Annotated in this window: 19 protein-coding genes; 4 read left to right on the forward strand and 15 right to left on the reverse strand. The window is 57.7% G+C overall.

Annotation, left to right across the window (positions count from 1 at the left end):
- Positions 1 to 31 precede the first annotated feature (31 nt).
- From EPD59_RS10555 to EPD59_RS10580, 6 genes are all read right to left on the reverse strand, one after another.
- Positions 32 to 532 (reverse strand): gliding motility-associated C-terminal domain-containing protein, encoded by a 501-nt coding sequence (locus tag EPD59_RS10555; RefSeq protein WP_165963550.1) that lies wholly within the window; start codon positions 530 to 532, stop codon positions 32 to 34.
- Positions 487 to 4,341, reverse strand: coding sequence for a PKD domain-containing protein (locus tag EPD59_RS10560; protein ID WP_133272749.1), 3,855 nt, complete (start codon positions 4,339 to 4,341; stop codon positions 487 to 489). The genes EPD59_RS10555 and EPD59_RS10560 overlap by 46 nt, the downstream gene beginning before the upstream one ends.
- A 724-nt stretch (positions 4,342 to 5,065) precedes the next feature.
- Positions 5,066 to 8,416, reverse strand: coding sequence for an ABC transporter permease/M1 family aminopeptidase (locus tag EPD59_RS10565; protein ID WP_165963551.1), 3,351 nt, complete (start codon positions 8,414 to 8,416; stop codon positions 5,066 to 5,068).
- A gap of 47 nt (positions 8,417 to 8,463) precedes the next feature.
- On the reverse strand, positions 8,464 to 8,673 hold the full coding sequence (locus tag EPD59_RS10570) for a hypothetical protein (protein WP_133272751.1): 210 nt from the start codon (positions 8,671 to 8,673) through the stop codon (positions 8,464 to 8,466).
- Positions 8,670 to 9,581, reverse strand: coding sequence for an ABC transporter ATP-binding protein (locus EPD59_RS10575; RefSeq protein ID WP_133272752.1), 912 nt, complete (start codon positions 9,579 to 9,581; stop codon positions 8,670 to 8,672). The genes EPD59_RS10570 and EPD59_RS10575 overlap by 4 nt, the downstream gene beginning before the upstream one ends.
- Before the next feature lie 188 nt (positions 9,582 to 9,769).
- Entirely contained in the window at positions 9,770 to 10,627 is an 858-nt protein-coding gene (locus EPD59_RS10580; RefSeq protein ID WP_133272753.1) for an AraC family transcriptional regulator, read from the reverse strand.
- 527 nt (positions 10,628 to 11,154) lie between these two features.
- On the opposite strand from EPD59_RS10580, the gene EPD59_RS10585 reads away from it, so the two are divergent.
- Positions 11,155 to 11,340: a hypothetical protein gene (locus EPD59_RS10585; protein WP_133272754.1), complete on the forward strand. Its 186-nt coding sequence runs from the start codon at positions 11,155 to 11,157 to the stop codon at positions 11,338 to 11,340.
- Positions 11,341 to 11,426: 86 nt separating this feature from the next.
- On the opposite strand, the gene EPD59_RS10590 is transcribed toward EPD59_RS10585, so the two are convergent.
- On the reverse strand, positions 11,427 to 12,554 hold the full coding sequence (locus tag EPD59_RS10590; protein ID WP_133272755.1) for a glycoside hydrolase family 88/105 protein: 1,128 nt from the start codon (positions 12,552 to 12,554) through the stop codon (positions 11,427 to 11,429).
- 368 nt (positions 12,555 to 12,922) lie between these two features.
- Here EPD59_RS10590 and EPD59_RS10595 point away from each other — a divergent pair, with 368 nt between their 5' ends.
- Together EPD59_RS10595 and EPD59_RS10600 are read left to right on the forward strand one after the other, a co-directional pair.
- Positions 12,923 to 14,542 (forward strand): glycerol-3-phosphate dehydrogenase/oxidase, encoded by a 1,620-nt coding sequence (locus tag EPD59_RS10595; RefSeq protein WP_133272756.1) that lies wholly within the window; start codon positions 12,923 to 12,925, stop codon positions 14,540 to 14,542.
- A gap of 178 nt (positions 14,543 to 14,720) precedes the next feature.
- The gene (locus EPD59_RS10600) at positions 14,721 to 15,335 is read left to right on the forward strand and encodes a trimeric intracellular cation channel family protein (protein WP_133272757.1); all 615 of its coding nucleotides are present in this window, start codon (positions 14,721 to 14,723) and stop codon (positions 15,333 to 15,335) included.
- Positions 15,336 to 15,511: 176 nt separating this feature from the next.
- Here EPD59_RS10600 and EPD59_RS10605 read toward each other — a convergent pair whose 3' ends face one another.
- The 6 genes from EPD59_RS10605 to EPD59_RS10630 form a co-directional block, all read right to left on the reverse strand.
- Entirely contained in the window at positions 15,512 to 16,297 is a 786-nt protein-coding gene (locus EPD59_RS10605) for an SDR family oxidoreductase (RefSeq protein WP_133272758.1), read from the reverse strand.
- Between the two features lie 134 nt (positions 16,298 to 16,431).
- Positions 16,432 to 17,478 (reverse strand): LLM class flavin-dependent oxidoreductase, encoded by a 1,047-nt coding sequence (locus tag EPD59_RS10610; protein ID WP_133272759.1) that lies wholly within the window; start codon positions 17,476 to 17,478, stop codon positions 16,432 to 16,434.
- A 115-nt stretch (positions 17,479 to 17,593) separates the two neighbouring features.
- Positions 17,594 to 18,253 (reverse strand): YceI family protein, encoded by a 660-nt coding sequence (locus EPD59_RS10615; protein ID WP_133272760.1) that lies wholly within the window; start codon positions 18,251 to 18,253, stop codon positions 17,594 to 17,596.
- Positions 18,254 to 18,429: 176 nt separating this feature from the next.
- On the reverse strand, positions 18,430 to 18,729 hold the full coding sequence (locus EPD59_RS24105; protein ID WP_133272761.1) for an alpha/beta hydrolase: 300 nt from the start codon (positions 18,727 to 18,729) through the stop codon (positions 18,430 to 18,432).
- 440 nt (positions 18,730 to 19,169) lie between these two features.
- Positions 19,170 to 20,117 (reverse strand): VOC family protein, encoded by a 948-nt coding sequence (locus tag EPD59_RS10625; RefSeq protein ID WP_133272762.1) that lies wholly within the window; start codon positions 20,115 to 20,117, stop codon positions 19,170 to 19,172.
- A gap of 261 nt (positions 20,118 to 20,378) precedes the next feature.
- Positions 20,379 to 20,975, reverse strand: a complete 597-nt coding sequence (locus tag EPD59_RS10630) for a Crp/Fnr family transcriptional regulator (RefSeq protein WP_133272763.1) — start codon at positions 20,973 to 20,975, stop codon at positions 20,379 to 20,381.
- Positions 20,976 to 21,237: 262 nt separating this feature from the next.
- Between EPD59_RS10630 and EPD59_RS10635 the strand changes: the two genes are divergently transcribed.
- Entirely contained in the window at positions 21,238 to 21,870 is a 633-nt protein-coding gene (locus tag EPD59_RS10635) for a flavin reductase family protein (protein ID WP_133272764.1), read from the forward strand.
- Positions 21,871 to 21,888: 18 nt separating this feature from the next.
- On the opposite strand, the gene EPD59_RS10640 is transcribed toward EPD59_RS10635, so the two are convergent.
- Together EPD59_RS10640 and EPD59_RS10645 are read right to left on the reverse strand one after the other, a co-directional pair.
- Positions 21,889 to 22,476, reverse strand: a complete 588-nt coding sequence (locus tag EPD59_RS10640; RefSeq protein WP_133272765.1) for a Maf family nucleotide pyrophosphatase — start codon at positions 22,474 to 22,476, stop codon at positions 21,889 to 21,891.
- A complete protein-coding gene (locus EPD59_RS10645; protein ID WP_133272766.1) occupies positions 22,473 to 23,777 on the reverse strand; it encodes a DUF1015 domain-containing protein in 1,305 nt (434 codons plus the stop codon). The genes EPD59_RS10640 and EPD59_RS10645 overlap by 4 nt, the downstream gene beginning before the upstream one ends.
- Between the last annotated feature and the right edge of the window lie 40 nt (positions 23,778 to 23,817).

Genomic DNA, 23,817 nt, shown 5'->3' on the forward strand with positions numbered 1-23,817 from the left:
CTGCGTCGGTAAGAGCCGCAGGACATTTTGGTTAGTACAGAATCGTAATTGATCCGCTGTAGGACTTGCCCAGCGGGCCTTTCGTGACGACGACGTAGTAGTAGGTGCCAACCGGAGCGGGCTGCCCATTGATGTCGCCCTTCCACTCATTGGCCCGGCTGTAGTTTTCGGCCGAGAAGATCCGGTTGCCCCAGCGGTTGAATATGCTCACCGTATTGTCTGGGAATTGCTCGATGAACTCAATCTGCCAGGTGTCGTCGCGGCCGTCGCCGTTCGGCGTAAAGGCATTGGGAATGCGGATGGGCGGGCGCACCGTCACCGTCACCTGGTCGCTGTCGGCGCAGCCGCCTTCCCCCGCCGAGATAGTGTAAGTAGTTGTAACAGTGGGCGAGGCGACGGGCCGTAACGGATCATTTTCTCTAAAAGTCAGCCCCGCCTGCGGCGTCCACGTCACGGGATAGGTACCATCGGCGCGGCCTTCCAATACTACGGAGGTGCCTGCCAGAATTTCCTTGTCGGGCCCGGCATCCACATCCACTGGGGGCTAAGTTGCACAGCTATGCCATTCGATATGGCCGTAACGGGCTGCCCGCATGCTGTGTTTGTGCGCAGGCGCAACGTCACGGTCTGGCCTGCACGCAGCGTCGTGCTGGTGAAGGTTGGACCCGTAGCCCCTGCTACGTCGCTGCCATTTACCTGCCACTGGTAGTCAGGGTTCGGGCCAGCCTCTGTCACACTCGCCAGATTGAAGGTAAGCGGTGCGCCTAGGCAAACCGGCCCGCCCGGCTGCACGGTAATGGCGAGCGTGGGCAGCGGCGTAGGCGTGCGCGTTACCGTGACTGTAGCCACAGCAGGAGCCGAACTGCACAGCCCCGCCGTGGGCGCCACTTCAACGCGTACTTGGTCGCCGGAAACCAACGTGCTACTGGTAAAGGTAGGTCCACTGGCCACGGCCACGTTGTTGACGAACCAAGCGAAAGTAGGTGCGGCCCCCGCATTAGTAACCACGGCCGTGAAGGTGAGGGGAATACCGGGGCACTGCACGGGTGGGGCGGCCAGACTTACGGTAGGAGTTACGACGGGCTGCACCTGTATCGTGACTACGTTGGAAGTCGCCGTAGAGCAGGTACCGGTGCCCGATGTAACTCGGCGGCGGAAGAAAGTGGTAGCCGTAAGTGCGCCAGGCGCGAAAGTTGGGTTGGTGGCGCCACCTATAGCTGTCCAGGTTGCGTTATCTGTCGACGATTCCCACTGGTAAGCAAACGTGCCTGTGCCACCACCAGCCGCGCTAGAACTGCTGAGCGGGGCCGGTGTAGCGCCTGCGCAAATAGTCTGGTCAGCAGCGATGCTGCCCGCGCTCAGCACTGGCAGCACCGTCAGGACAACGGAAGGCGAGTACGCTGATCCGCAAGTTCCTGACGTTACGCGCCGGCGGTAATAAGTGGTAGAAGCAAGCGGCCCAGGTGAATAGCCAGCACCAGTAGCCCCGACGATAAGCACCCAATCCGCGTTGTTCCCCGATGATTCCCATTGGTACTCGAACGTGCCCGTGCCACCACCAGGACCCGCCGTGCTGGTGAGAGAAGCGGGAGTAGCGCCCGGACAAAGCGTCTGATCAGTGCCAATCGTGCCGGCCGTTAGGGCGGGCAAAACGGTGATGGTAACTACATTCGAAAATACAGGAGCGCAGGCAGGGCTGGCATTAGCTTGGCGCCGGAAATAGGTCGTGGCGCTAAGTTGGCCCGGTGCATACGTGGGGCCAGTAGCTCCGCCCAAGGGTGTCCATGTCGAGTTATCCGTGGAGGTCTCCCACTGGTAGGCAATGTTCCCCGCCCCACCGGCCTCGCCGGTGCTGATAAGCGGAGCCGGGGTGGCGCCTGCGCAGAGGGTTTGGCTGGCGGCAATGCTGCCAGCCGTTAGGTTGGGCAGCACGATTATGGCTACAGAAGGCGAATACTGCGGGGCACAGGGCCCTGAGTTTACGCGCCGCCGGAAGTAGGTATCAGAAGCGAGTGGGCCCGGTGCATAGGCGGCACTGGTGGCCCCGACGATGGGCGCCCAATCGGCATTATTTCCTGAAGATTCCCACTGATACGCATACGTACCGTTACCGCCCGTAGGGGGCGCCGTACTGGTCAGCGGCGCTACGGGGCTGCCCGCACATACCCTTTGGTCGGCGCCAATAGTGCCGGCCGTCAGCGCTGGCGTCACGGTGATGGTAATGACATTGGACAAGGCAGGTGCACAAGCAGTACCGGAGCCCGCTTGGCGCCGGAAATAGGTCGTGGCACTAAGCTGACCAGGTGCATACGTGGGGCCAGTGGCTCCACCATTGGCCGCCCAGGTTATATTATCCGTTGATGATTCCCACTGATAAGCAATTTGGCCTGTGCCGCCCGTGCCTGGGGTTTCGCTGGTGAGAGGGGCTGGTGTAGAGCCCGCGCAGAGGGTTTGATCGGCCGCGATGCGACCGGCCGTGAGGGCCGGCACAACCGTCAGCGTTACCACGTTGGAAGGCGGCGTGGAGCAAGCGCCGGAGCGCACTTGGCGCCGATAATAGGTGGTGGCTGTGATGGCCCCCGGCGCAAAAGTTTCGGCTGTGGCGCCCGGAATTGCCCCCCAGGTGATGTTATCAGCTGATGATTCCCACTGATAGGTAAACGTACCTGTGCCACCCGTGGCCGGGGCGGTGCTCGTCAGGGGCGCTGCGCTGCTGCCGGCACACACTGCTTGGTCGGCGCCAATAGTGCCAGCCGTCACGGCTGGGGTTACGGTAATAGCTACAGATGCGGTAAAGGAAGGGGTACAGTAAGGGCCTGATCCGCTAGGCAACAGTAGTTGCGCACGCCGCCGGAAATAGGTAATGCCGGGCGTCAGCGAAACTGGCGGCTGGAAGGTAGCGCCAGTAGCTCCGTTGACAGCCGTGAAAGTGGTGTTATCCGTGGACGACTCCCATTGGTAAACCAGCGGCAGGCCGGCGTCGCCCGAAGCATTGACCGTGCTGGTCAGAGGAGCCGGTGCCGTTCCAGCGCATACCGTCTGGGTGGTGCCAATACTCCCAGGCTGGGGCAGGGCCGGCACCCGGATAATACCCCGAGTTTCGCGGCAAAAGCAGTCATTGGTAATGCGCAGTGTCACCGTGTAGTCGCCGGGCGTAGCGTAGGTGTGAACGGGATCTTTTAGAGTAGAAGTGGTGCCATCACCGAAGGTCCACGCATACACCAGATCGGGGGTTTGAACGGCGAAGCTGGCCTGAAAAGATATTTCGCGACAAGCCGTGATTTGCGCGCCAATGCCGACTCGCAGCAAAGAGCTTTGGTTGAAATTGGGCAGACCCAATCCACTACGCCGACCGCCCAGCGCCAGGCTGTCATCGGCGTAAGCTGCTTTCGCCCCCAGCGAGTCGGGGTAGGTGATAAACCCAACGGCGGGCCCATTTTCGCGGGCCACGTAAATCTTGTCGTCGGGGGCGGCCTGCATGGAGCCCAGATTGACAGCGGGCGATTGGTTGAGCGGAATGATCTGCTTGCTGGCTGGTATGTTAGTGGCACTCAAATCGAATTGCAGCAGCTGGGGTGGGCTTTGCACTGTGGCGTAGAGGTAGTTGCGACTGGGCGAAAACTCGACCCCGTAGTAACGGCCCGCGTTACTGTCAATAATTTGGGGGTTACTTACTACACCTGTTTCGGCATCGAAGTCAAACAGTTCAACGGTACCGCTGCTATCGGTGGCTTCGCTGAATCGCGCCACGGCCAGCTGCTCGCCGTCGGGCGACACTTTCATCTGGCCGCGGTAACCCTGGGCTGCTACACTCGGCGCATGCAAAGCTCCAACGGTCGAAATGATGGGGGGGAGTTGCACACCAGCCGGTGTCACGCGGTACGCCAGAAAAGAGTCACCGCGGTTCTCAGTGCCGTTGGTTGCCGCACCCCAGCCGTGCACGATTATCCAGACGTCACAGCCGTTCTTGTGCAGTACGCCCGTCATCTTTTCGGCCGTGCCGCGGGTGAGGAGCGTATTTTTAGTAGCTGCGACTACCTCGCCCTGCCCACCTACGGGAATCACGATTTCTGAGTAGCTCAGGCCCTTGGGGCCGCCTTGGGCATCTTGCGTAAATAGAAAGTAGCGCGTTGGGGCACCGGGAGGAACTATACCGGGTCGCTTGATAGCCAAGGGGCCGTCGGTGGTGAGGCGATTGCCTCCCATGCCCGTGCCGTTGAGCATGATGTTGTGGTCGCGGCTCCACACGGTGTCGCCGTTGGTATAGAAGAGCAGGCTACCATTTCTGTCCGACATCACACCGGAGCCGGCGGGCGCTACCATCCGCCCATCGGTCAGCACCGCGGGCGGAATAGTATCTCTGGCTTCGTTGAAGTCTAGCCCTGCCCGGTAGCCGAAATACCAGTTATTGATGAACTTCTCATCTTCGCTGCACTCGGGGGCGCCGTTTGTGCGAGGGCAGTGTTAGCTACACCACTCAACAACAGCAGCAAGGTTAGTAGCCAGCTTATTAAGTACCGGCTGTTGGATATAGCTGGCTGGACAGGCTTAGGAATATGCAAGCGGGAAATACGAGTAGTAGATAAAGCAGGATGCGATAGCTCTGCGGGCATAGTGGGGTAGGTAAGTGGGCGGACAGACAAGCGGGTTCTCCGAACGAAAAGCACCTCTTGCTGCCTTGAAGGGACGGAGCTTGATGGCCAGTTACTGCTAAAAAGCGTTGCCAGCCAGTTCCACTAAAGTTACGCACTGCCAGCCAAGATTCTGCAACGCGATGTCCGAATAGTGATGAATGCGACCCTTGTTTGCCTATTTTCGGACAGTTTAGTTACGCCAACCGCATGAATGCCTGCCTAAACTCGCTGTTTTGACTTGATACCACCTACTAATCGCTACACCTTGTGCCGGCTTTACTTCGTTCGCGCCGCCTAGGCGAGCCATTTTTTTGGGTGCTGCGCTAGTGGGAAACTTCAGCTGAAGTTAGCGTTGTGGAGCTAGGCAAAAATTTCAATTATACATTTTACCCAGAACAGACGCGCTTTATGAGAGCGTCAGTTCTGGGTATTCATTTTACAATCTTTACTTCCTCGACGTTATCATCAGTCTTTAGATCGATCAGCAGCAGGTATGGGTCGATGCCGGCCCGCGCAGGCTGGCTAGGCACCGTTACGGTAATCGTTTGCTCACCGGAACGGATGCGGTGCTTTTGCCGATAGATAGGTTGTCCATATTCCTCCTTACCACGTGGAGCAATAACTCCAATCTCTACCCAGTCATTCAGGGGCATCTCGTGCTCAGCGCCGACGCTATCAACCACCAGCTTGCGCGCCCGCACATCAAGCGTTACCTGCCAGGTGCCAGCAGCAGTCCGTTTGGCTGTGGCTTGCCGGGTTTCCAAGTCCCAATAGGTGTTAGTCTCGAACAGGTCGCGGAGCAGGTAGTGGAGCGAATCCGGTGTGGCCGCCCTGAGTTCACGATACAGATCGAGGGTGGTCGTTAGAGTAGAGGTGGCGGAGTCGGGTTTTGCAAGCACCCGGCGGAGCGCCCCGTTTACCTGCTCCTGACCGATGTACTGACTAAGCGCATACAGCGCAAGAGGGCCTTTGCGGTAGCCCAAAAATGCATTATTGGCCCGCAGCAAAGGTGCCATGGCGCGGGAGCGAGGCACTTCGTAGGACTGACGCAGGAAACTAAGGTAGCGGCGCAAATGCCCGTACCCGTATGCTTTTTCCAACACCTGCATACCGGAATATACCGCTAGGCCTTCGGCCAGCACCGGAGCGCCCTCAACGGAGGCATATCCGGCCCCAAACTGATGCGCCACCTCATGGGCCAGCACGTAGTAGGGCAAGTCGAAGCCCCGGGGCCCATCATCTGGCTTCATCAGGGCGAATTGCTCCCCGTAATCAATGGTGCTAGCTTCGGCATTCAGCTCCCCCTCATTGCCGGCTCGCTCCACCACCGTGAGGTGGCCGTAGGGATAGGTGCCAAACTGAGTGCTATAATGGTCCAGGGAGGCGAGTACGCTACGAACCATACGTTCTACATTGGCAGCGTGCGGCGGGTAGTAATAGAAACTGATTGACACTACTTTTCCGGAGTCAACCGAAGGGCTCTGCCAATGCGCTTTCCGCACCGCATAACCAGCGGAGAAGAAGGCAGCCTGGTTCTGGATAGGAGCATCCGTCTTGTAGTGGAAATAGCGTCGCCCGCCGGCCGTCCAGGTTCGGTGTAGTGCCCCCGGCGCTACAGCGGTTTGATTTAAAGCCGTGCCCACCACTGCCTCAAATGCCCCCCAGGCGCCGCGGTGTGATTTTTGGCGTGCCTTAGCGTCGTACAGCGACGGGATTTCGGGGCGTGAGGGGAGGTTGTATTTTTTGCGGATGCTGGCCTCCCTATGCTCGCGAAGGGGCTGATAGCCGATGCTGGGCAGCACGTCCTGACTCATGAAGTAGGTGCCATTGGCTTCCACCAAAGCATGCACGCCGTTATTGCGGAATCCCCTCGGCTGGACCTGTACCCGGAAGCTTAGCTGTAGCGAGTCGCCGGGGCGGAGGGGGGTGGCCAAGCGGTAGATCCGGTGGCCCAACTTCTCGTCTGCCAGTACTTGCGCCGCCGGGCGGCTGAAGGATACATCGGCTGTTTCTACGCCCAGGGCAGTTGCCAGGTGAATGGAGTCGATGGTCTTGGCGGTGTAGTTCATCAGCTGGTAACTGCCCCGAATCGAAACTGCCTGCCGTGCGGGATAAAGCTCCACATGCAGCTTGGTGCTGGTTGGCTGCGGCTGCGGGACGTGCACATACCGTCCGTAGCGCCGCTCGTACTCGGCTAGGCGCTCCGCTAGGTCAGGGGCGGTAGTGTACTCGTTGAGTCCGTTCGTGTTGTAGAAAATAAAACCACCCAGCGTGAGCACCAGCCCTACCGCCACCGCGGCCATCACGGCGGTAGGAAACGTAACGCGGCGACGCGCCCGCTGAAGTCGCTGCCTGAGGCTGCTTTCCCTGCCGCGCGTCCAAACCAGCCGGGCTACCACCGCCAGGAGCAGCGCCCAGGCAGTCCAGTAACCCTTAAACCAGAACCACGGGCCAAGGGACGCCCTAAAGCCGCGTATATCGGTGTACGCCCAGTCGGGAGCCGCACCAAAAACCAGCAGGTGATGGTGGATGCCCAACTTGGAGGCGAAGCCAATGAACCCCAAAGTGAGGAGCAGCGCCAAATGACCCACGTATTTCTGGTTTACCAGCACGTGCACCACCAAGGCCAGCAGGGCAAAGAGCAAATACTCGATTAGCTGCAGCCCAAAGAGGGTTTTAAGGTACAGCCCGACCTCGAAGTTCTGATATCCCAGAATTATTTGCAGCAGCATTCCTCCCAGCAGCAGGAGCGCCATCCAGGTGACGAGCAGCAGCCCAAGTCCCAAAAATTTGCCCCCCAGGAGAACCCATTCGGGCACCGGGGCCGTGTCGGTTATCTCACTCAAGCCCGCTTCCCGTTCGCGCCAGACTAACTCCCCAGCGAAGTACACAATCAGCAGCGGAATAATTATCCAGGGCGTTTTCACATCACCCACGGCATTGGTTAGGAAATAAACTACCTGCTGGGTGGTGGGGAATAGTGGAATAGTATTCTGCTGCATAAACTCGGACCCGAGCAGCGCCGAGCCCAGTGCTATGGCTGCCACGAGTGGGAGCCCACCCCAGCTACGCGCCATTTTTCCGTAGGATGACCACGCCACGGCGAGGGTTTGGTAGGCATAGGTGGCCCAGCCAAAGGGGCGGGCAACGGGCGGAACCATAATCGGGCGGCTTTCTCCGGTTGTCAGGGTGGGCGCGGTTGCCCGTCGCTTTGGCTGGCGGCGCCAGCTCCACCCGCGGCGGATGGCCGGGGAAGTTAACTGGAAGCGGTGGTAGACGAAGGCAAAAAAGCCCCCCGCAAAGCCCAGCCAGAGGAGGCGGTTCCAGAGAAATAAGCCTTGCAGGGCAATGAGGCGCGTGTTCTTTTCCGCTTCGGTCCAGGTTTCCAACTCGCTGCCCACTACTCCGCCGAAGCCTACCAAATCCAGCAGCTTGACCAGGTCCCACCACCCCACGAGCTTAGCTACTATCATCAGGATGAAATGGGAAGCAAAGAACAGGAGCACGCTGCCGACGTAACTGGCGATGGCCCGGCCGCGCAGCACCGCCAGCCCAAATTGAACGGTTGTGCCGACCAAAGCCACAGGCAAGGCCAGCAAGCCAAAGGCAGAAAGGTAGGCCTCCGGCCGAAACGGACCCAGCAATTGCGCCCTGCTACCCGGAGAATAGAAGCCTAGCAGCAGGCCGGCTGGTACGGCCAGCAGCAGCAATGTATTCAGTGTGAAAGCCGCCAGAAACCGGCCGCCTAAGTAGTTTGCCTTGCTCACAGGAACAGTGTACATGAGCGGGTGCATGCGTGTCTGCACATCGCGGGCCGCAGCGTCGCCGCTTATGGCCCCGCCATTATGAGCCAGAGCAGGTTGCTGAAAACGGTGAAAAAAGCGATAGAGGAAGGAGAATTGTGGTAGCTCCCATCGGCGGGGGTGCTGAGCTTAGTCAGCAGGAGCGGTAATACCAGCAACACCCCGAAAAACAGCCAGGTCGAGGCATGATTCCACTGATAGCGGAATTCATAGCGAAAGATGGGCCCTACTTTCATGGCTGGACGTGCTTCGCCTCAGCTGCCACTTCCTGACCATAGTGCCCGGCCATGGTGCTGAAATACACATCTTCCAGATCAGGCGCCACCGGGTCGAAGCCGGCGCTGGGCGTTTCCTCGCTGTAGATGTGCACGAGTGTGCGGCCGCTCAGGAGCTTGGTGGAGATGACGCGGTGTTCCTGCTCCAACTGGGGCAAGGCACTTTTCTCTACAATTCGGCGCCAAATTCGTCCCTGTAACTCATCCACGGCTCGCAGGGGCTCAGTCTCGAGCAAAATTTCGCCTTGGTTAATAATAGCCATGCGGGTACAAAGCTCCGCTACATCTTCCACGATGTGGGTGGACAGAATGACCACGCTGTTCTCACCCAACTCGCTGAGCAAATTCAGAAAGCGGACCCGCTCGGCCGGGTCGAGGCCGGCTGTGGGTTCATCTACAATCAGCAGCTTGGGTTTCCCTAACAAGGCTACGGCCACCCCGAAGCGCTGGCGCATACCCCCAGAAAAGCCCCCCAGCTTTTGCCGGCGCACCTCCCACAGGTTTGTTTGTCTGAGCAACGCTTCTACCACTTCCTGTCGCGCCCGGCGGTCGGTAATACCCTTTAGAATGGCGAAATAATCGAGCAGGTCTTCCGCCCGGGCTTTCGGATACACCCCAAATTCTTGGGGCAGATAGCCCAGGGTTTGGCGCACCTCGTCGGGCTGGTGGAGTACATCTAGGTTGCCGAGGTGAATAGTGCCGGCATCCGGCTCCTGTAGGGTAGCAATGGTGCGCATCAGCGTGGATTTGCCGGCGCCGTTCGGGCCGAGCAGGCCGTACATCCCCGCCGGAATGGTAAGGTTGATGTCCTTCAGCGCCTGTACGCCGTTAGCATAACTCTTGGAGACATGGCGAATCCGTAATTCCATAAAGGCTCAATAAGCAGGTAAGAGGGAGGGAAAGCTAGTGCGTGAGGGAAGCGGGCAAGCAACCGTGAATAGGGGAGAGCGTCAGAGATAAAGCACGAAATATATTCACGGAGTAAATGTATTTAAAAGAACTTTGTAATACAAAGTAAATGGCTGCGTTTCCATGTTGCCCCCAAAGCCTGGGTTACTCAATTTATTTTCTGCTGCTGCTGACGATACGCCGTTGGGCTCTGGCCAATAAGTCGGCGAAAGGTTTTGTTGAAATGCGACAGGTTATTGAAGCCGCTGGCAAAGCTCACTTCCGTAATAGGGCGGTCTTCGAGCAGAAGCAGGCAGGCTTGACTGATGCGGTAATCCTGCACAAACGCCGTGAGGGTTTGCCCCGTCATTTTCTTGAAGTAGCGACAAAAGGCGGGGACAGTCAAATGAGCCAATTCAGCCACTTCGCTTACTTCAATCGGCTCAGCATAGTGCTCCTGCACGTAGCGGTAGATAAAACTAAGCCGATCCTTCTCCTTGCCCTGCTGACCCAGGCCCCCGCGGTCGGCGTGCAACACTTCCACATCGGGAGCCTGAGTCAGGTGCTGGAAGAGTAGCAGCACGGAGAGTAATCGTGGGAAGGCGGGTTGGGCAAGCATTTGTTGCAATAAAGGAGCAACGCGGGCCCGGGTCTGTGCACCAAACGAGAGCCCCTGCTGGGCGCGGTGGAACAATTGTTTGATGGGCTCAAGCTCCGGCAGCTGACCAAAGGCCGTCGTCAGCCAGTCGGCGGGCAGCTGCAGCACAATCTGCTCGTACGGATTCTGGCGGCCGTAGCTAAAACTCAGGTGGGGCACATGGGGCCCGATAAAAACCAACTCGCCGTCTTCATACTGGGAGTGGTGCTGACCAATATGCCGCCGGCCCCGCCCGTAGGGAATATAGACCAGCTCGTACTCGGGGTGGTAATGCCAAAGCACGTGCTGGCTACCCTCCACATTAGTCGTGTGCAGCAGGGTGAAGGAACTGCCCGCCAGGGGCTGGATTGTCTCGAACTGCAGTTTCATGTACCCTAAATTAGCCGTTAGCGGGCATGAATAATAGGGTTATGGATAATACAGCACCGATAGTAGACAATGCAGGCGTAGTACCTGCCTTCACTACTTCCTAGCTTTGTTCTTCTAAACAAAGACCGATGAGGGGGTACAGCTACCCTTGCATCGCACTTTGACTTAACAACAACCTAAACAAGAATATAGGGCTAGCGGCTTCATTCCGATAGCGAACAAAGTATCGTGCTACCCAAACGTAGTAAGCCCGAACGAGGACGACAATTGCTTAGAGAGCATGCCGCCACGCGGGGATAGATTTCAAGCCGGAAATGGGTGGGAATTCATTCGGTTTTGATTCCGGAAAGAGGCGCTCTGGGTGGGGCGCCTTTTTTTATTGCCGTAAAAAAAGCCCCCCAAGCCACCTTCTTCCTAAAAGCAACGTACCACCACCCCAAGTAAGGATTCGGGGGCGATGAGCCGTATGGCGGGCAACCCCGCCGCAGCCTTTGCCGACCCGCATTACTCCCTCAAACAACTTCAAGATGAACTATCATACTCTAAGTCAAAAGCTAAACTCTGACCTGCACCTAAGCGAGGAGGAGGCGTTAGCAGAAATTCAACGGGCCATTCAGCAGCAGAATTTAACTGAACTGCATGAGTTGGCAGGCACCTCGGTATCAGTGGCCGCAGAACGCCAAGCAGACCTGGAAAAATGCCCCCCAAGCTAGGGCCTGAGACGAAACGTAGCCTACGAAACGCCAAAGAATTAATTCAACCCGCAATCTGCCCTCACTAGCTAAGCAAGAATAAGCGCCTACCGGAGTCTCAGCTGAATGACTTCCGAGCCAGCCAGCAGGAATGCGCCGGTGCCGTACACTTCCCAACTGTCGGCCGAAAAGTCGCGGCGCGGGTCGGCGCCAATGGGCTGCACCCAGCCCACGCGGCCGTCGGCCGAGACGCACTTATTGAGCGCAACCCACGCTTTTTGCACAGCCGGCAGGTACTGGGCCCGGTCGAGAATGCCCTGATTGATACCCCAAGCCAAGGCGTAGCAGTCGAAGCCGGAACCGGACGCCTCCCCGCCGGGATAGGCCTGCGGATCGAGCAGACTGGAGCGCCACAGCCCATCGGGCTGCTGGAGCTGCACCAAGCGGGCACTCATTTCCTTGAAAAGATTCAGGTAGAAGACTCGGTTGGGGTGGTTCGGGGGCAACTCCTGGAGCAGCTGCACCAGCCCGCCCATCACCCAGCCGTTGCCCCTCGACCAGAAAATGCGCTGGCCGTTGCTTTCCTTTTTGCCTTCTCCAGCTTCGCTCCAAAGGTAGCTGGCATCGCGGGCAAACAGGTGCTCCTGATGGTTGAACAGGCGGCGATAGGTTTGGTGGTAGAGCGTATCCGTCAGAGTCAGGTACTGGGGTTGGTTTTCAATCGCGGCCAGCTTTGCCAGCACCGGCGGCCCCATAAACAGGGCGTCGCACCACCACCAGGCAATGCCGTGGGCCTGCACCTCGGGGCCCGGCACCGTCCGCAGTTTCTCAACCACGTCAAGGGTGGGCTGAATCATGCGCCGGTCCTTCTTCAGGCGGTACAGATTCAGGTAAGTCTGGCAGATGACGATGTCGTCGGCGTGGTCGTAGCGCGGGCCGGGCCGCCATTGGTTGCGCTCGCCCATAGCCAGCAGAGAGTCTAGCAGCAGGGGCGACTTAGTTGTCTGATAGGCGGCAAACACGCCGGAGTAGAAGGCGCCGTTGGTCCAGTCGGTCAGCGTATGCTTGGGGTGCGCCAGCTGCCACTTCGACGCCCGTAGCAACTGCTTCCTGATGAATTTAGGCTTAAAAAACGCTTTATCAGAAGCGGAAACCGACTGTGCTTGGCCAGTATGCACCAGCGCCAGCAGCACGCAACAAGTAAGCAGATGAGCAAGGCGTAGTTTATGTATCATACAGCAGGGAAGAAGAATAGGCCCAAAAAAAGCCCCCCGCCCGAGCCAAGGAGGCTAGAACAAACCTAGCAAAATAGTCCCGCAATGCTGGGGGGCTTTTTTTAAGATATAATAAGGGCCGTACTCGTTGCGGGCACACCAGGTATTGCGGAATTGCGCGACATTGGCGACGGAAACGCTTTCTATCACAATCTCCGCGCAGTTGCTCTGGGTCGCCACGTTCGGGCTGCTCAATTCCTCTTTCCTTAATACGTCGACACTGGTCTGATTCGCTATAACACGCTTCGTTTCGGCTTCATAATCAGTCTTAAAACCTTGGAGTGAACTGGATTCTCCCATGCCGCTGTCCGAGCGATTAACTGCCAGCTATGCCCATTTCCCTTACTGCAGCACCCTTTCACCGCGCCACACTCCTCGCTCAGCTGGAGAGCCAGTCCAACTGGGATTTGATTGTCATTGGGGGCGGAGCTACGGGCTTGGGCGTGGCCCTGGACGGACTCAGCCGGGGCTACCGCACCTTGTTGCTTGAGCAAGTTGATTTTGCCAAGGGTACGAGCAGTCGCAGTACCAAGCTGGTGCATGGCGGCGTGCGCTACCTGGCCCAAGGCGATGTGGGGCTGGTACGCGAGGCGCTCATAGAGCGGGGCCTGCTGCTTCAAAATGCCCCCCACCTTGTAACTGACCAGGCTTTCCTCATTCCTGTTTACTCCTGGGCCGACACGGCCTTCTACACCATCGGCCTGAAGCTCTACGACCGGCTGGCTGGCCGTCGCAGCCTGGGTTCCTCCGTGTTTCTTGGCCGCGCCGAAACGCTGCGCAGGCTGAGCAACCTTCGTCCTGAGGGCCTGAAAGGCGGCGTAGTCTACCACGACGGGCAGTTTGATGACGCCCGCCTGGCCGTGAACCTAGCCCAAACGATTATCGAGCACGGTGGCACGGTGCTGAATCATTTTCCCGTGCGGGAGCTGCTGAAGAATGAGCAGGGTATTGTGTGCGGCGTGCGGGCCACCGATGAAGAAACCGGCCGCCACTACGAGCTGCGAGGCACCGTTGTGGTCAACGCCACCGGCATCTTCGTCGACGAGATTCGGAAGCTGGACACGCCCGGCGCCCGGCCGCTGGTACGCCCCAGCCAGGGCGTACACTTGGTGCTGGATAAGACATTTCTGCCCGGCGACGACGCGCTCCTGATTCCCCGCACCGACGACGGCCGCGTATTATTTGCCGTGCCCTGGCAGGGCCGAGTAGTGCTGGGCACCACCGATACTGCCATTCCCGAGCCGAGTCTGGAGCCCCAGGCGCTGGAGGAAGAGGTTGCGTTTATCCTCCGCACCGCCGGCCTCTACCTCCGTCGGGCACCCCAGCGCCACGATGTGCTCAGCATCTTCGCTGGCCTGCGCCCCCTAGCGGCCAAAGCGGCCGGCACTGGTCATACCAAGGAACTATCGCGCCGCCACAAGCTAGTGGTCTCCGACACGGGCCTGATAACCATCACGGGGGGCAAATGGACCACTTACCGTCGCATGGGCCAGGATACGGTAGACAAGGCCATTAAGCTGGGAAAACTCCCCAAGGCCCCAAGCCGGACTGCTCACCTTGCCATTCACGGAGCCCAGCCCACCCCCGACCGTCAGAGCCATTTCTACGTGTACGGCTCCGACCAGCCCGGCTTGCAGCAGCTAATGATGGAACGGCCGGAGTTGGGGGAAAAACTGGATGCCGCGCTTGAATTCCGAAAGGCGGAGGTAGTGTGGGCCGCTCGCTACGAGCTGGCCCGTACGGTAGAAGATGTACTGGCTCGCCGCGTGCGCATACTGTTCCTCGACGCTGCCGCGGCTGTGCGCTGCGCCCCCGTAGTGGCGGCGTTGCTAGCCGAAGAACTTGGGTACGATGCCCAGTGGCAGCAACGGCAGGTTACGGAATTTACTAGTCTAGCCCAGCACTACCAACTGCACCGCTCACTGGTTAATCAAACCGCCGAGTTGTAAGGGGGCTAGAGCTAATTAGGTATACTTTCGGCGATTGGCATCAAACCTATTGTCCCAACCGCGGCCCACAAGTTGCGAGGCTCCGCGCTATCTTGCTCATTGGTTACTTTATGGCTTGGGGCGGCCAGGAAGTGATTATGTAGCGTCTTTACCAAGCCATCATTTAGGCCAGACTTCCATGGATGTAATTTATGTGACGGATTTAATCGGGACCGGCGTTTTTGCCATATCGGGGACGTTGGCCGCGTTACACAAGAAGAAAGATCACGACGTGCTCACACTATTCATCTTCGCCTTTGTCACCGCGGTCGGGGGCGGAACGCTACGCGATGTCATCATCCAGGCGTACCCCGTGGTCTGGATCAGCGACGTCAACTATCTGTTCGTTATTACGGCCAGCGTCCTGATTGCCGTTGCCTGCCGCCGCTGGTGGCTGGGCATTTTGCAGCGCCCTTTACTGGTATTCGACACGCTGGGTATCGGTATTTTCACCATTCTGGGTCTGGAAAAAGCGCTGAATGTGGGCGTCAATCCATGGGCTGCGGTCTTGCTGGGCATCGTCTCTGCGCTATTTGGTGGCGTCATTCGCGATACACTGGCCAACGAGATGCCGCTGGTCTTTGAGCGGCAGCTGTACGCCACCCCGTGCCTGACCGGTGCTGTACTGTATATTCTGGCCTTGCGCTTGCATCTGGACCCAACCCTTACTTTTTTACTGTCGGTGGGGGTGATTACGGGCTTTCGACTACTAGCTATGAAGAAAGGCTGGTCGCTGCCGCCTATTCGGGTTTAAAATGCCCCCAAGGTGCTTATCGCCAGTAATTACGACCCGCTCGATGGCAAGTCCCTACTGCCCCAGCGTAGCTACTGTGCGGCCACCAAGGGCGCCAGAACGTGGGTAGCACCATGTTCGGGCCAAGTGCTTCGCGGCCTAGCCTACAGCGAAGTTGTAAGGTACGCCGACCTTGATTATAGACTGCCTGTGCGCCCGCCATCAACGGGTAGGCTGGTGCCCGTGATATAGCCTGCCGCCGGTGACGCAAGAAAGGTTACCACCGCGGCCAGCTCGCTGGCCTGGCCAAAACGGTGGGCTGGAATCTGCTGGAGCATGGCGGCCTCCACTTGTTCTTTTGTTTGGCCCGTATTGCTCATTCTCTGTGCAATGAGCGACTCGTGGCGTTGCGTCACAATTGCGCCAGGCAGGATATTGTTCACCGTAATGCCTTGCCCGGCTACCTCATTTGCCAAGGTTTTGGCCCAACTGGCCACGGCACCCCGAATAGTGTTGCTTACCCCTAGCCCCGCTAGGGGTATCTTAACCGACGTGCTGATAATATTGATGATTCGCCCGTAGCCGCCCGCCACCATGCCTGGCACCAGTGCCTGCGCCAGAAGCTGATTGCAGAGTACGTGCTGGGCAAAGGCTGCTTCAAATTCGGCGGGAGTGGCCGTCAGCAGTGGCCCGGCCGGTGGCCCACCAGTATTGTTAACCAAAATCTGGAAGCCATGCGGGTGCGTGGCTAGGTAGCCCGCCACGACTTCGGCTACTTTGGCTGGCTGGGCGAAGTCGGCCACCAAAAAATTGTGCTGCTGCTGGGCTGGAGTGGGCAGAGCAGCGGCTACTGTCCGCAGTCGGGCCTCGTCGCGGGCGAAGAGCGTAACGGTGGCACCAGCCTCGGCCAGTGCCTCAGCGGTGGCTCGGCCGATGCCCTGCGTGCTGCCGCCCACTAGGGCGTGGTATGGACGTAGAGTCATAGAAAGAGTACGAGTGGCATAAAATAGGTCCTTATCGGCCTGGTCAGATACTACGTAACCAGAACCGACAAGGGCCTATAAAGCGCCCACCAATAGGTAAATTCATTTAACCAGAGCGCCGCAAATACCAGTTATCAGGCGTGAACTGCCTGTTTGGCTTTGCGCAGCAAGGGGGCTACCCGGGTGCCAAGTAACTCAATGGATTGTAATACTTTATCGTGACTTTGAGCGGCAACATCCTGCTGGAAGGTGACCCGCGAAATGCCCCCCAGTGCCTCGCTGTGGCGAAGAATCTTGGCTGCTACTTCCTCGGGGCTACCCACCAGCAGCGCCCCCTGCGGGCCAGTTTGGGCATCAAATTGAGCCCTTGTCACCGGGGAGCCGCCACGCTCCCTGGCACGCGCTGTGAAGGTGCGGGCATAGCCGGGAAAAAATTCTTCGTGCGCCTGTTCAGTGGTTTCGGCCACGTAGCCGAGCGAGTGTAGACCCACTTTTAACGTTTCGGGCGAGTGCCCGGCTCGGCGACCGGCTTCCCGGTATAGGTCCACTAGGGGCCGGAAGCGGTGCGTATCGCCGCCAATGATGGCCACCATCAGCGGTAGCCCCAACTGACCGCCCCGCACGAATGAGGCCGGGGTGCCGCCCACGCCCAGCCAGATGGGCAGCTGGGGCTGCGCGGGCCGCGGGTAAATTCCCTGACCCGTGAGGGCCGGCCGGAACTTGCCTGACCACGTCACGCGCTGTTGGTCGCGCACCTGAAGCAGGAGATCCAGCTTTTCAGCAAACAATGCATCGTAATCGTCGAGGTCAAAGCCAAATAGGGGGAACGCTTCAATGGAGGAGCCGCGACCCACTACCAACTCCGCCCGGCCTTGGGAAATTAAATCTAGGGTGGCGTATTCCTGAAATACGCGCACTGGATCGGCCGCACTGAGTACCGTCACAGCGCTGGTCAGGCGGATGCGCTTGGTGCGAGCAGCCGCAGCGGCCAGAATAACGGCGGGGGCAGAGTCCAAATATTCGGAGCGATGGTGCTCGCCCATACCAAATACATCGAGGCCTACCTGATCGGCGTATGCAATACGGTCGAGCAATTGGCTCATGGCTTCCACCCCAGTCGGCGTTTTGCCGGTGCTGTTGCTGAGCAGTAGTGCCGCGAAACTATCAATGCCAATTTCCATAGGGGTTCTTTATTGGGGTATTTCCCCGTAGTATGAGTGCAAGTGAACAGAAGGAACACTAACGGCTCTCCCTGAATTGGGGAGAGCCGTTGGCCTAAGCGGGAGGTTTGAAGCCTTAACGGGTGGCTACACCTTTGGCTTTGGCGATTATGTTAAAGCTCAGCGTAAACGTATCATCAATAGCTTTGTCGGCCGCAGTGCCAAATAGGGTAGAGCCGAATTTGACATCGTACTTGGTGCGGTTTACCGTGGCTACGCCCGAAGCGGCTGCCACACCGTTTTTCACGCCTACTTTGGCTGGAAAGCTGATGAGGTTGGTTTTGCCTTTAATGGTCAAATTACCCGTAACAATGGCGTTGTTACCGTCGGCGTTACCCTTCAGCGGCTTGACACTGGTGATGACGAAGGTAGCCGTAGAGTATTTTTCCACACCAAAGAAGTCATCCGACTTGAGGTGACCAACTAGTTTGGCGTTGTAATCGGCATCAGTGAGGTCTGTGTTCTTTAGGGAGGTCATATCCACAACGAACGTACCGCCCACCAACTGGGTACCCTTCACTTGCACAGTGCCTTCTTTCAGATTTATGGTTCCGCTGTGCTGGCCACCAACTTTCTTGCCCGTCCAGCCGAGCGAACTCAACTGCGGCTGTACTTGGTAGATTTCCGCAACGGCTTTGGCAGTGGCCGGTTTGCTGGTGACTAAGCCGTTGGCTGCCTGTACGGGAGTCGATAGTATGGTAGCGGCAAATACGAGGGATGAGAGGAGCTTTTTCATGATTTTATGATGGAGTTAATGGGTTGCTGGCCTAGATTTCTGAGAGGAAGAATATTATGTATTTTTATATGTACATACATTTAATGTACGTACATAGTTCTTTGTAAGTGAAAATAATTTTAGGTACTTACCTATAGTATTTAGCAGGATTGAGAATTCGTTAAAGTGTGTGTCGCCTAAGGTTGCTTTGTCAGCCATTGGCGGGCTGCAACCAAACTGCTCATCGATATCTCGTGTCCACCCTCAAAGACTTCATAGTGCGGAAGGATGCCCAGCGTTCGTAAAAAGCTTAGAGCCTCGTCGGCGTGAAAAGCAGGTAGCTTGTCATCGTAGCGGCCGTGGCTAAGGAAAAACTGTACTTGCTGCACCTCCGATGCTGGGGCATGGTGCTTGCGCGACTCGTTGAGCAGGCGCCCGCTAAAGGCCAGCACGCCCCGTATCTTAGAAGGGTAAGCCAAGGCCAAATCAAAGGCCATAATTGCCCCTGACTAAAGCCCAGCAGGTACACTTGGCCGGCAGGGGTACCATAGCGGGCCGTGGCTTCACCCAGAAAGCGAAGCAGCAATTGCTGGCCAGCTAGCTGTTGGGCTTGGTTGAAGATAGGTTTGCCCGAGGAAAATTCGACTTGATAGAAACCGAACCCAGTGCCAAACTCCAGCGGGGCACGCACCAACAGCACCAGGGTCTGTGCGTCGGCCAACTGCTCGCCTACTGACAACAAGTTCAACTCATTGCCGCCTACTCCGTGCAGCAAAAGCAGTAGTCGCCGGGCGCCAGTAATCTGGGCTGGGTTCAGCAACCGGTAGGCCAAGGATAAATCGGTTAGCAGTGGTGACTGCGACGCGGTAGCGAAGGTCATGAAGTTGTTTGCGTAACACGCAGAGAAAAAGAAGGCAGTTCCAGTGATTGATTCTACTTATGGCCGAACCGGTTCCTCAGTGCGCAGCAGGACACGAATGCCCCACGGGTCTGTTGTTACCGGGCCTTCGGGAGTTGGCGCCAGGGAGTAGCCAGCCTGCTGCAAGCGCGTAGCCGCCGCCTTTCTGGAACTATCATCGGGGAGCCACAACTCCCACTTCAGGAGCCGTGCGTCCTCGTCGGTGGCGACCGGTGCGCCGGCAGCCCACTCATTCAGCGCTAGCTGGTGATGATACCCGCCGGTTGACAGAAACAAAGCGCCGGACAGGCTCCAGGTTACAATATCTAGTCCCAACGCCTGGTGGTAAAAGGCCGCGGCCTCTGGCAGATTACCCACGTAGAAGTGTAGGTGGCCCATGGTTGTGCCTTTCGGTAGACCCTGCCACGGCTCATCTTCGGCGGCCTGCAACACACCGGCCACATCGAGTGGATCGAGAGCGGACTGGATTTCGCCTTCCGCGCTCACGAGCCACTCGCTACGAGGGCGGTCGCGGTACACTTCCACCGTGAAGCCGTCCGGGTCTACTAGGTATGTGGCTTCGCTGTATATATGGTCGGAGGAGCCAATGGGCACGCCCTGCGTCCGGACGTACCGTAGAAATCGGCCCAGTTCGGCCCGGGAAGGCAGTAGGAGCGCGAAGTGGTAGATGCCTAACCGGCCGCGCCGCGGCACGGGGCGTGCGCCCACCTGCTCATGCAGTGCCACTAGAACTTGGCTGCTGCCCGCCACACCTAACTCGGCCATGGCAGACTGCCCCTCAGCGCCCGGCGTATGACGCAGTAGGTGAAACCCGAGCACACCTTGGTAAAAGTTCAAAGATCGATTCAGACTGGCCACGGTGAGGTGCACGGTGCCCAGGCTAATAGCGGTTGGTAGCTGCTGGGCGGGGTGGTGGCCGATGCGCTCAATAGGTAATGAGGAGTAGGCAAGCAGGGTGGAGGTCATAGCGGATTAGGTAGAAACCCCTTGCTGACAAGGCGTTTAATGGTGAGAACAAGACAAAGGTCCGTCCTTCACATACCTCCGCGCATTATCCTATGATAAGAAAACACTGCTGCTCCTACTTCGCCTGTGGGTCCTGCATTATAACCCATAGCCCGTGCAGGCACGATGAAGTTTCCTGCTGAACTGGTATGTGTGCCCATTGCAGCCTATAAAGCCGCCAATACGAAACACGCTGACCTTTCCCTAGCAACTCACCGAATCCTATTTTCCCAGTTGGGTTTGCCGCCGCACCCGGCTCAGTGATTCGGGGGTGATGCCCAGATACGAAGCAATAAAATGCTGGGGCACGCGCTGGGCAATGCTGGGGTACTTGCGGAGGAAGTGCTGGTACTTTTCGGCCGCCGTCTGGCTCAGCGACGCATTGACGCGCTCCTGCAGAGCTACGTAACGGCCTTGCATCAGCAGCCGGAAATACCGCTCAAATATGGGGCATTGTGCGTACACGGTTTCCAAATCTGCCTGCGAAAGCAGCATCATCTGCGAATCTTCCAGCGCGTCAATGTTCATCGTGCTGGGTTGCTGGGTCAGCAGGCTGTAAAGGTCTGACACCCACCAATCTTCGGGCGCAAACTGCAGTGTGTGTTCCTGCCCCTGTGCGTTGATGGAATAGCTGCGTAAACACCCCTGAGTTACAAAGGCCAAATGAGAGCACTTGTCGCCCGAAATCAGAAGGTGCTGCCGCTTGTCAAGGGATAAGGGATGCAGGTGGTTCGCGAAAATGGCGAACTCCGCGTTGGTTAGGGCTACGCGCGCCTGCAAATGAGTCCGAAGTAAGTCGTGGGCTGAGGAAGCATTCATCAGGCGAGGAGTGACAGATTTTGTTATACGTGCTTTGCCATCTCCGATACAAATGCAATGTCATCTGCACGACGGTGTAGCCGCCGAAGGGTCGGCTTCACTTATTCTGTATCATCTCTGAGAAGCTTCGCAGTGTGTCTCATAAATTGTCTGCTCAAACAATTTAAATACTTAAGCATGCCGAATGCGGCTTTTAGCGGTTATGTATCTAATTGTTTTTGGGATCATTTCATCACTGAGATTACACGCCAACCAGCATTACATGAAGCGCATTCAAGCCCAGGATATTGAAACGATGGAAAAGATTTTCCGTCTTAATCTGATTAATTCTATTACGGGCTACAAGCCCGCTAACCTCGTTGGGACGGCGGGCCTTGATGGGCGCACCAATTTGGCGATGTACAGTTCCGTAGTGCATTTGGGCTCCAATCCGCCCTACATCGGTATTTTTACCCGTCCTACCAGCGTGGCGCGCCACACCTACGACAATATCAAGGCCAGCGGCTGCTACACCATCAACCACGTACACGCCGACTTCACGGCGGCCGCCCACTACACGTCAGCTCCTTTCCCGGAGGACGAATCGGAGTTTGAGATATGTGGACTGGGAGCTGAATTTCTGGACAACTTTCCGGCGCCATACGTCCGCGAAAGCCAGATAAAAATGGGGCTGCGACTGGTCGAGGAAATACCCGTAAAGGCCACCGGAACTACCTTGCTCGTGGGCAAAATAGAAGAAATCTACCTGCCCGGCGACTTGCTGGCTGCTGATGGCTCGCTGAACCTGAATGGTGCTGGCAGCGCTTGCGTTTCCGGCCTCGATACCTATCATACAGCCCAAGAAATTGGCGCTTACGCCTATGCTCGGGTAGGCCAGGGGCCGCAGCCAAAGTAAGTCCGCGTGCTAGGAAAATTAAACGGATACTACCCCCAGTTTCGCTAGTTCTTCCCATACCCGATGTACGGGCAGGCCCATGACGTTGAAGTAGGAACCTTCCAGCCGCGTGACACCCACCATGCCTACCCAATCCTGAGCGCCGTAAGCCCCGGCTTTGTCTAGGGGACTAAAGTTGCGCACGTAAAACTCGATTTCGGCAGGGGAGAGAGCACGGAAATGAACGCGGGTCTGGTCGGAGAAAACAGTGCGCTGGCCGTCACCGGTGAGCAAACAGACGCCCGTAAATACATCGTGGGCGCGGCCCTGCAGGCGCGTGAGCATCTGTTTGGCTTCGGCCTCGTCCGCGGGCTTGTTCAGCACATCATCCTCCAGACAGACGATGGTGTCGGCGGTGAGTACCACCTCGTGGGGGGCTAAATCGGGGGCGTAGGTGGCGGCTTTGTGTGCAGCTAGATATTCGGCAACCTCGCCACGATGCAGATGCGAGGGGTAGGTTTCGTCTACTTCCCGCAGGCGAATTTCGTAGTTCAGCCCCAGATCGGTGAGCAGTTGACGACGGCGCGGCGAGTTAGACGCTAGGACTAGTTTGGTGACTACACTCATACCTGAAACGGGTGGTCTGATTCCTCGTCGTGAATAGAAGTGAACAGGAAACCACCGATGGTTTTGGGATAAAAGAAAGTGGACTTGGGAGGCATTACGGCCCCGCTATGGCACACGCGCTCTACCTCGGCCATGGTTACTTCGTTGGTTATGAAGGCAGCACGCGCCTCACCGCGGTCGACGCGGGTAAGGCACTCGGTGAAGTTGCGCACGTACGCAATTCCCGCCCACGAGCGCTGCGCATCGGGGCCCACAATGCCCAGCACGCGCTCCAGTACGAAGTAATGTAATACAGTGAGGTCCAGAGCTTTCACTTCGGGCGTGGTATCCCACGTAAGTTGCGAATGCACCTCGGGCCGCAGCCGAATTTTATAAGAATTGCCCCCCAGATACAGGCCAAAGGCCCACGGTTTGCCGGCAATGATTTCGGGCAAATCGTAAGCGTCATCCTTGGGTAGAATGGTGAAATAGGGTTCGAGGCGGGTCATGAATTCCTCGTCGCTCAGACCATTGGGCATCTCCAGCAGCAAGCGGTGGGTAGGCAGAATGCGCAGGTCGTTGGCCGCCGAGTTGGTCAGGTACATCAGATGATAATTCCACGGTTCTTTGCCCGTGGCCTGCGGGTCGGCTGCCAGGCGAGCCTGCCGGTAAGCCAGGCTGCCTTCGTAGCGGTGGTGGCCATCGGCCAGAATTACCTGCCGGGTTTCCAGTATTTCCTGAAATCGTCGAATAATAGCCGCATCCTGAATGACCGCCAGCACATCGCGGGCACCTTGATAGTCTTCTTCGGTCTGATATAGCGGGTCGCGCATGGCCTCGTCGAGGTAGTGCTCCAGCTCAAAATCTTCGTCGCGGTAGAGTCCGTGGGTGGCACTGGTCTGGAACTCGGTGCGGGCCAGCAGCTCGGCGCGGTCATTTACGGCCGCGGGCAAAGTGTTTTCGTGACGCAATACTACCTCATCGCTCCAATCATACGCCCGGATATGGCACATGAACCCTTTACGGCAATATTCCTGACTACTACCCGGCAACCGGAAATACTGATAATACGCATAAATACCCGGCAACTCATCCTGGCACAGCACGCCCTTTGCCTGCCATTCCGCCAGCCGCCGCTCCGCCTCGGCGGCGGCGTCCTCGCCTCGTGGCACCGATAAATGAATGCTGTTTAACGGGTTGCGGTACAGCGCCTCCCGCTGCTTCGCCGACACTACATCAAACAGCGGCGATACGTAATCATCAATATGCTGACTTAACTGCGGATTGTAGCGCCAGCCGCGCACGGGTTGAATTTCAGCCACTCGAAAAAGGTAGAAATGAGGCAGTAAAGGTAGTAGTCGC

The sequence above is a fragment of the Hymenobacter radiodurans genome (assembly GCF_004355185.1).
Classification (GTDB): Bacteria; Bacteroidota; Bacteroidia; order Cytophagales; family Hymenobacteraceae; genus Hymenobacter; species Hymenobacter radiodurans.

Bases quoted from the DNA above. Each gene is read 5' to 3' on its own strand.
- EPD59_RS10565 (WP_165963551.1), bottom strand. From the start codon at position 8,416: ATGTACACTGTTCCTGTGAGCAAGGCAAACTACTTAGGCGGCCGGTTT.
- EPD59_RS10570 (WP_133272751.1), bottom strand. From the start codon at position 8,673: ATGAAAGTAGGGCCCATCTTTCGCTATGAATTCCGCTATCAGTGGAAT.
- EPD59_RS10575 (WP_133272752.1), bottom strand. From the start codon at position 9,581: ATGGAATTACGGATTCGCCATGTCTCCAAGAGTTATGCTAACGGCGTA.
- EPD59_RS10580 (WP_133272753.1), bottom strand. From the start codon at position 10,627: ATGAAACTGCAGTTCGAGACAATCCAGCCCCTGGCGGGCAGTTCCTTC.
- EPD59_RS10585 (WP_133272754.1), top strand. From the start codon at position 11,155: ATGAACTATCATACTCTAAGTCAAAAGCTAAACTCTGACCTGCACCTA.
- EPD59_RS10590 (WP_133272755.1), bottom strand. From the start codon at position 12,554: ATGATACATAAACTACGCCTTGCTCATCTGCTTACTTGTTGCGTGCTG.
- EPD59_RS10595 (WP_133272756.1), top strand. From the start codon at position 12,923: ATGCCCATTTCCCTTACTGCAGCACCCTTTCACCGCGCCACACTCCTC.
- EPD59_RS10600 (WP_133272757.1), top strand. From the start codon at position 14,721: ATGGATGTAATTTATGTGACGGATTTAATCGGGACCGGCGTTTTTGCC.
- EPD59_RS10605 (WP_133272758.1), bottom strand. From the start codon at position 16,297: ATGACTCTACGTCCATACCACGCCCTAGTGGGCGGCAGCACGCAGGGC.
- EPD59_RS10610 (WP_133272759.1), bottom strand. From the start codon at position 17,478: ATGGAAATTGGCATTGATAGTTTCGCGGCACTACTGCTCAGCAACAGC.
- EPD59_RS10615 (WP_133272760.1), bottom strand. From the start codon at position 18,253: ATGAAAAAGCTCCTCTCATCCCTCGTATTTGCCGCTACCATACTATCG.
- EPD59_RS24105 (WP_133272761.1), bottom strand. From the start codon at position 18,729: ATGGCCTTTGATTTGGCCTTGGCTTACCCTTCTAAGATACGGGGCGTG.
- EPD59_RS10625 (WP_133272762.1), bottom strand. From the start codon at position 20,117: ATGACCTCCACCCTGCTTGCCTACTCCTCATTACCTATTGAGCGCATC.
- EPD59_RS10630 (WP_133272763.1), bottom strand. From the start codon at position 20,975: ATGAATGCTTCCTCAGCCCACGACTTACTTCGGACTCATTTGCAGGCG.
- EPD59_RS10635 (WP_133272764.1), top strand. From the start codon at position 21,238: ATGAAGCGCATTCAAGCCCAGGATATTGAAACGATGGAAAAGATTTTC.
- EPD59_RS10640 (WP_133272765.1), bottom strand. From the start codon at position 22,476: ATGAGTGTAGTCACCAAACTAGTCCTAGCGTCTAACTCGCCGCGCCGT.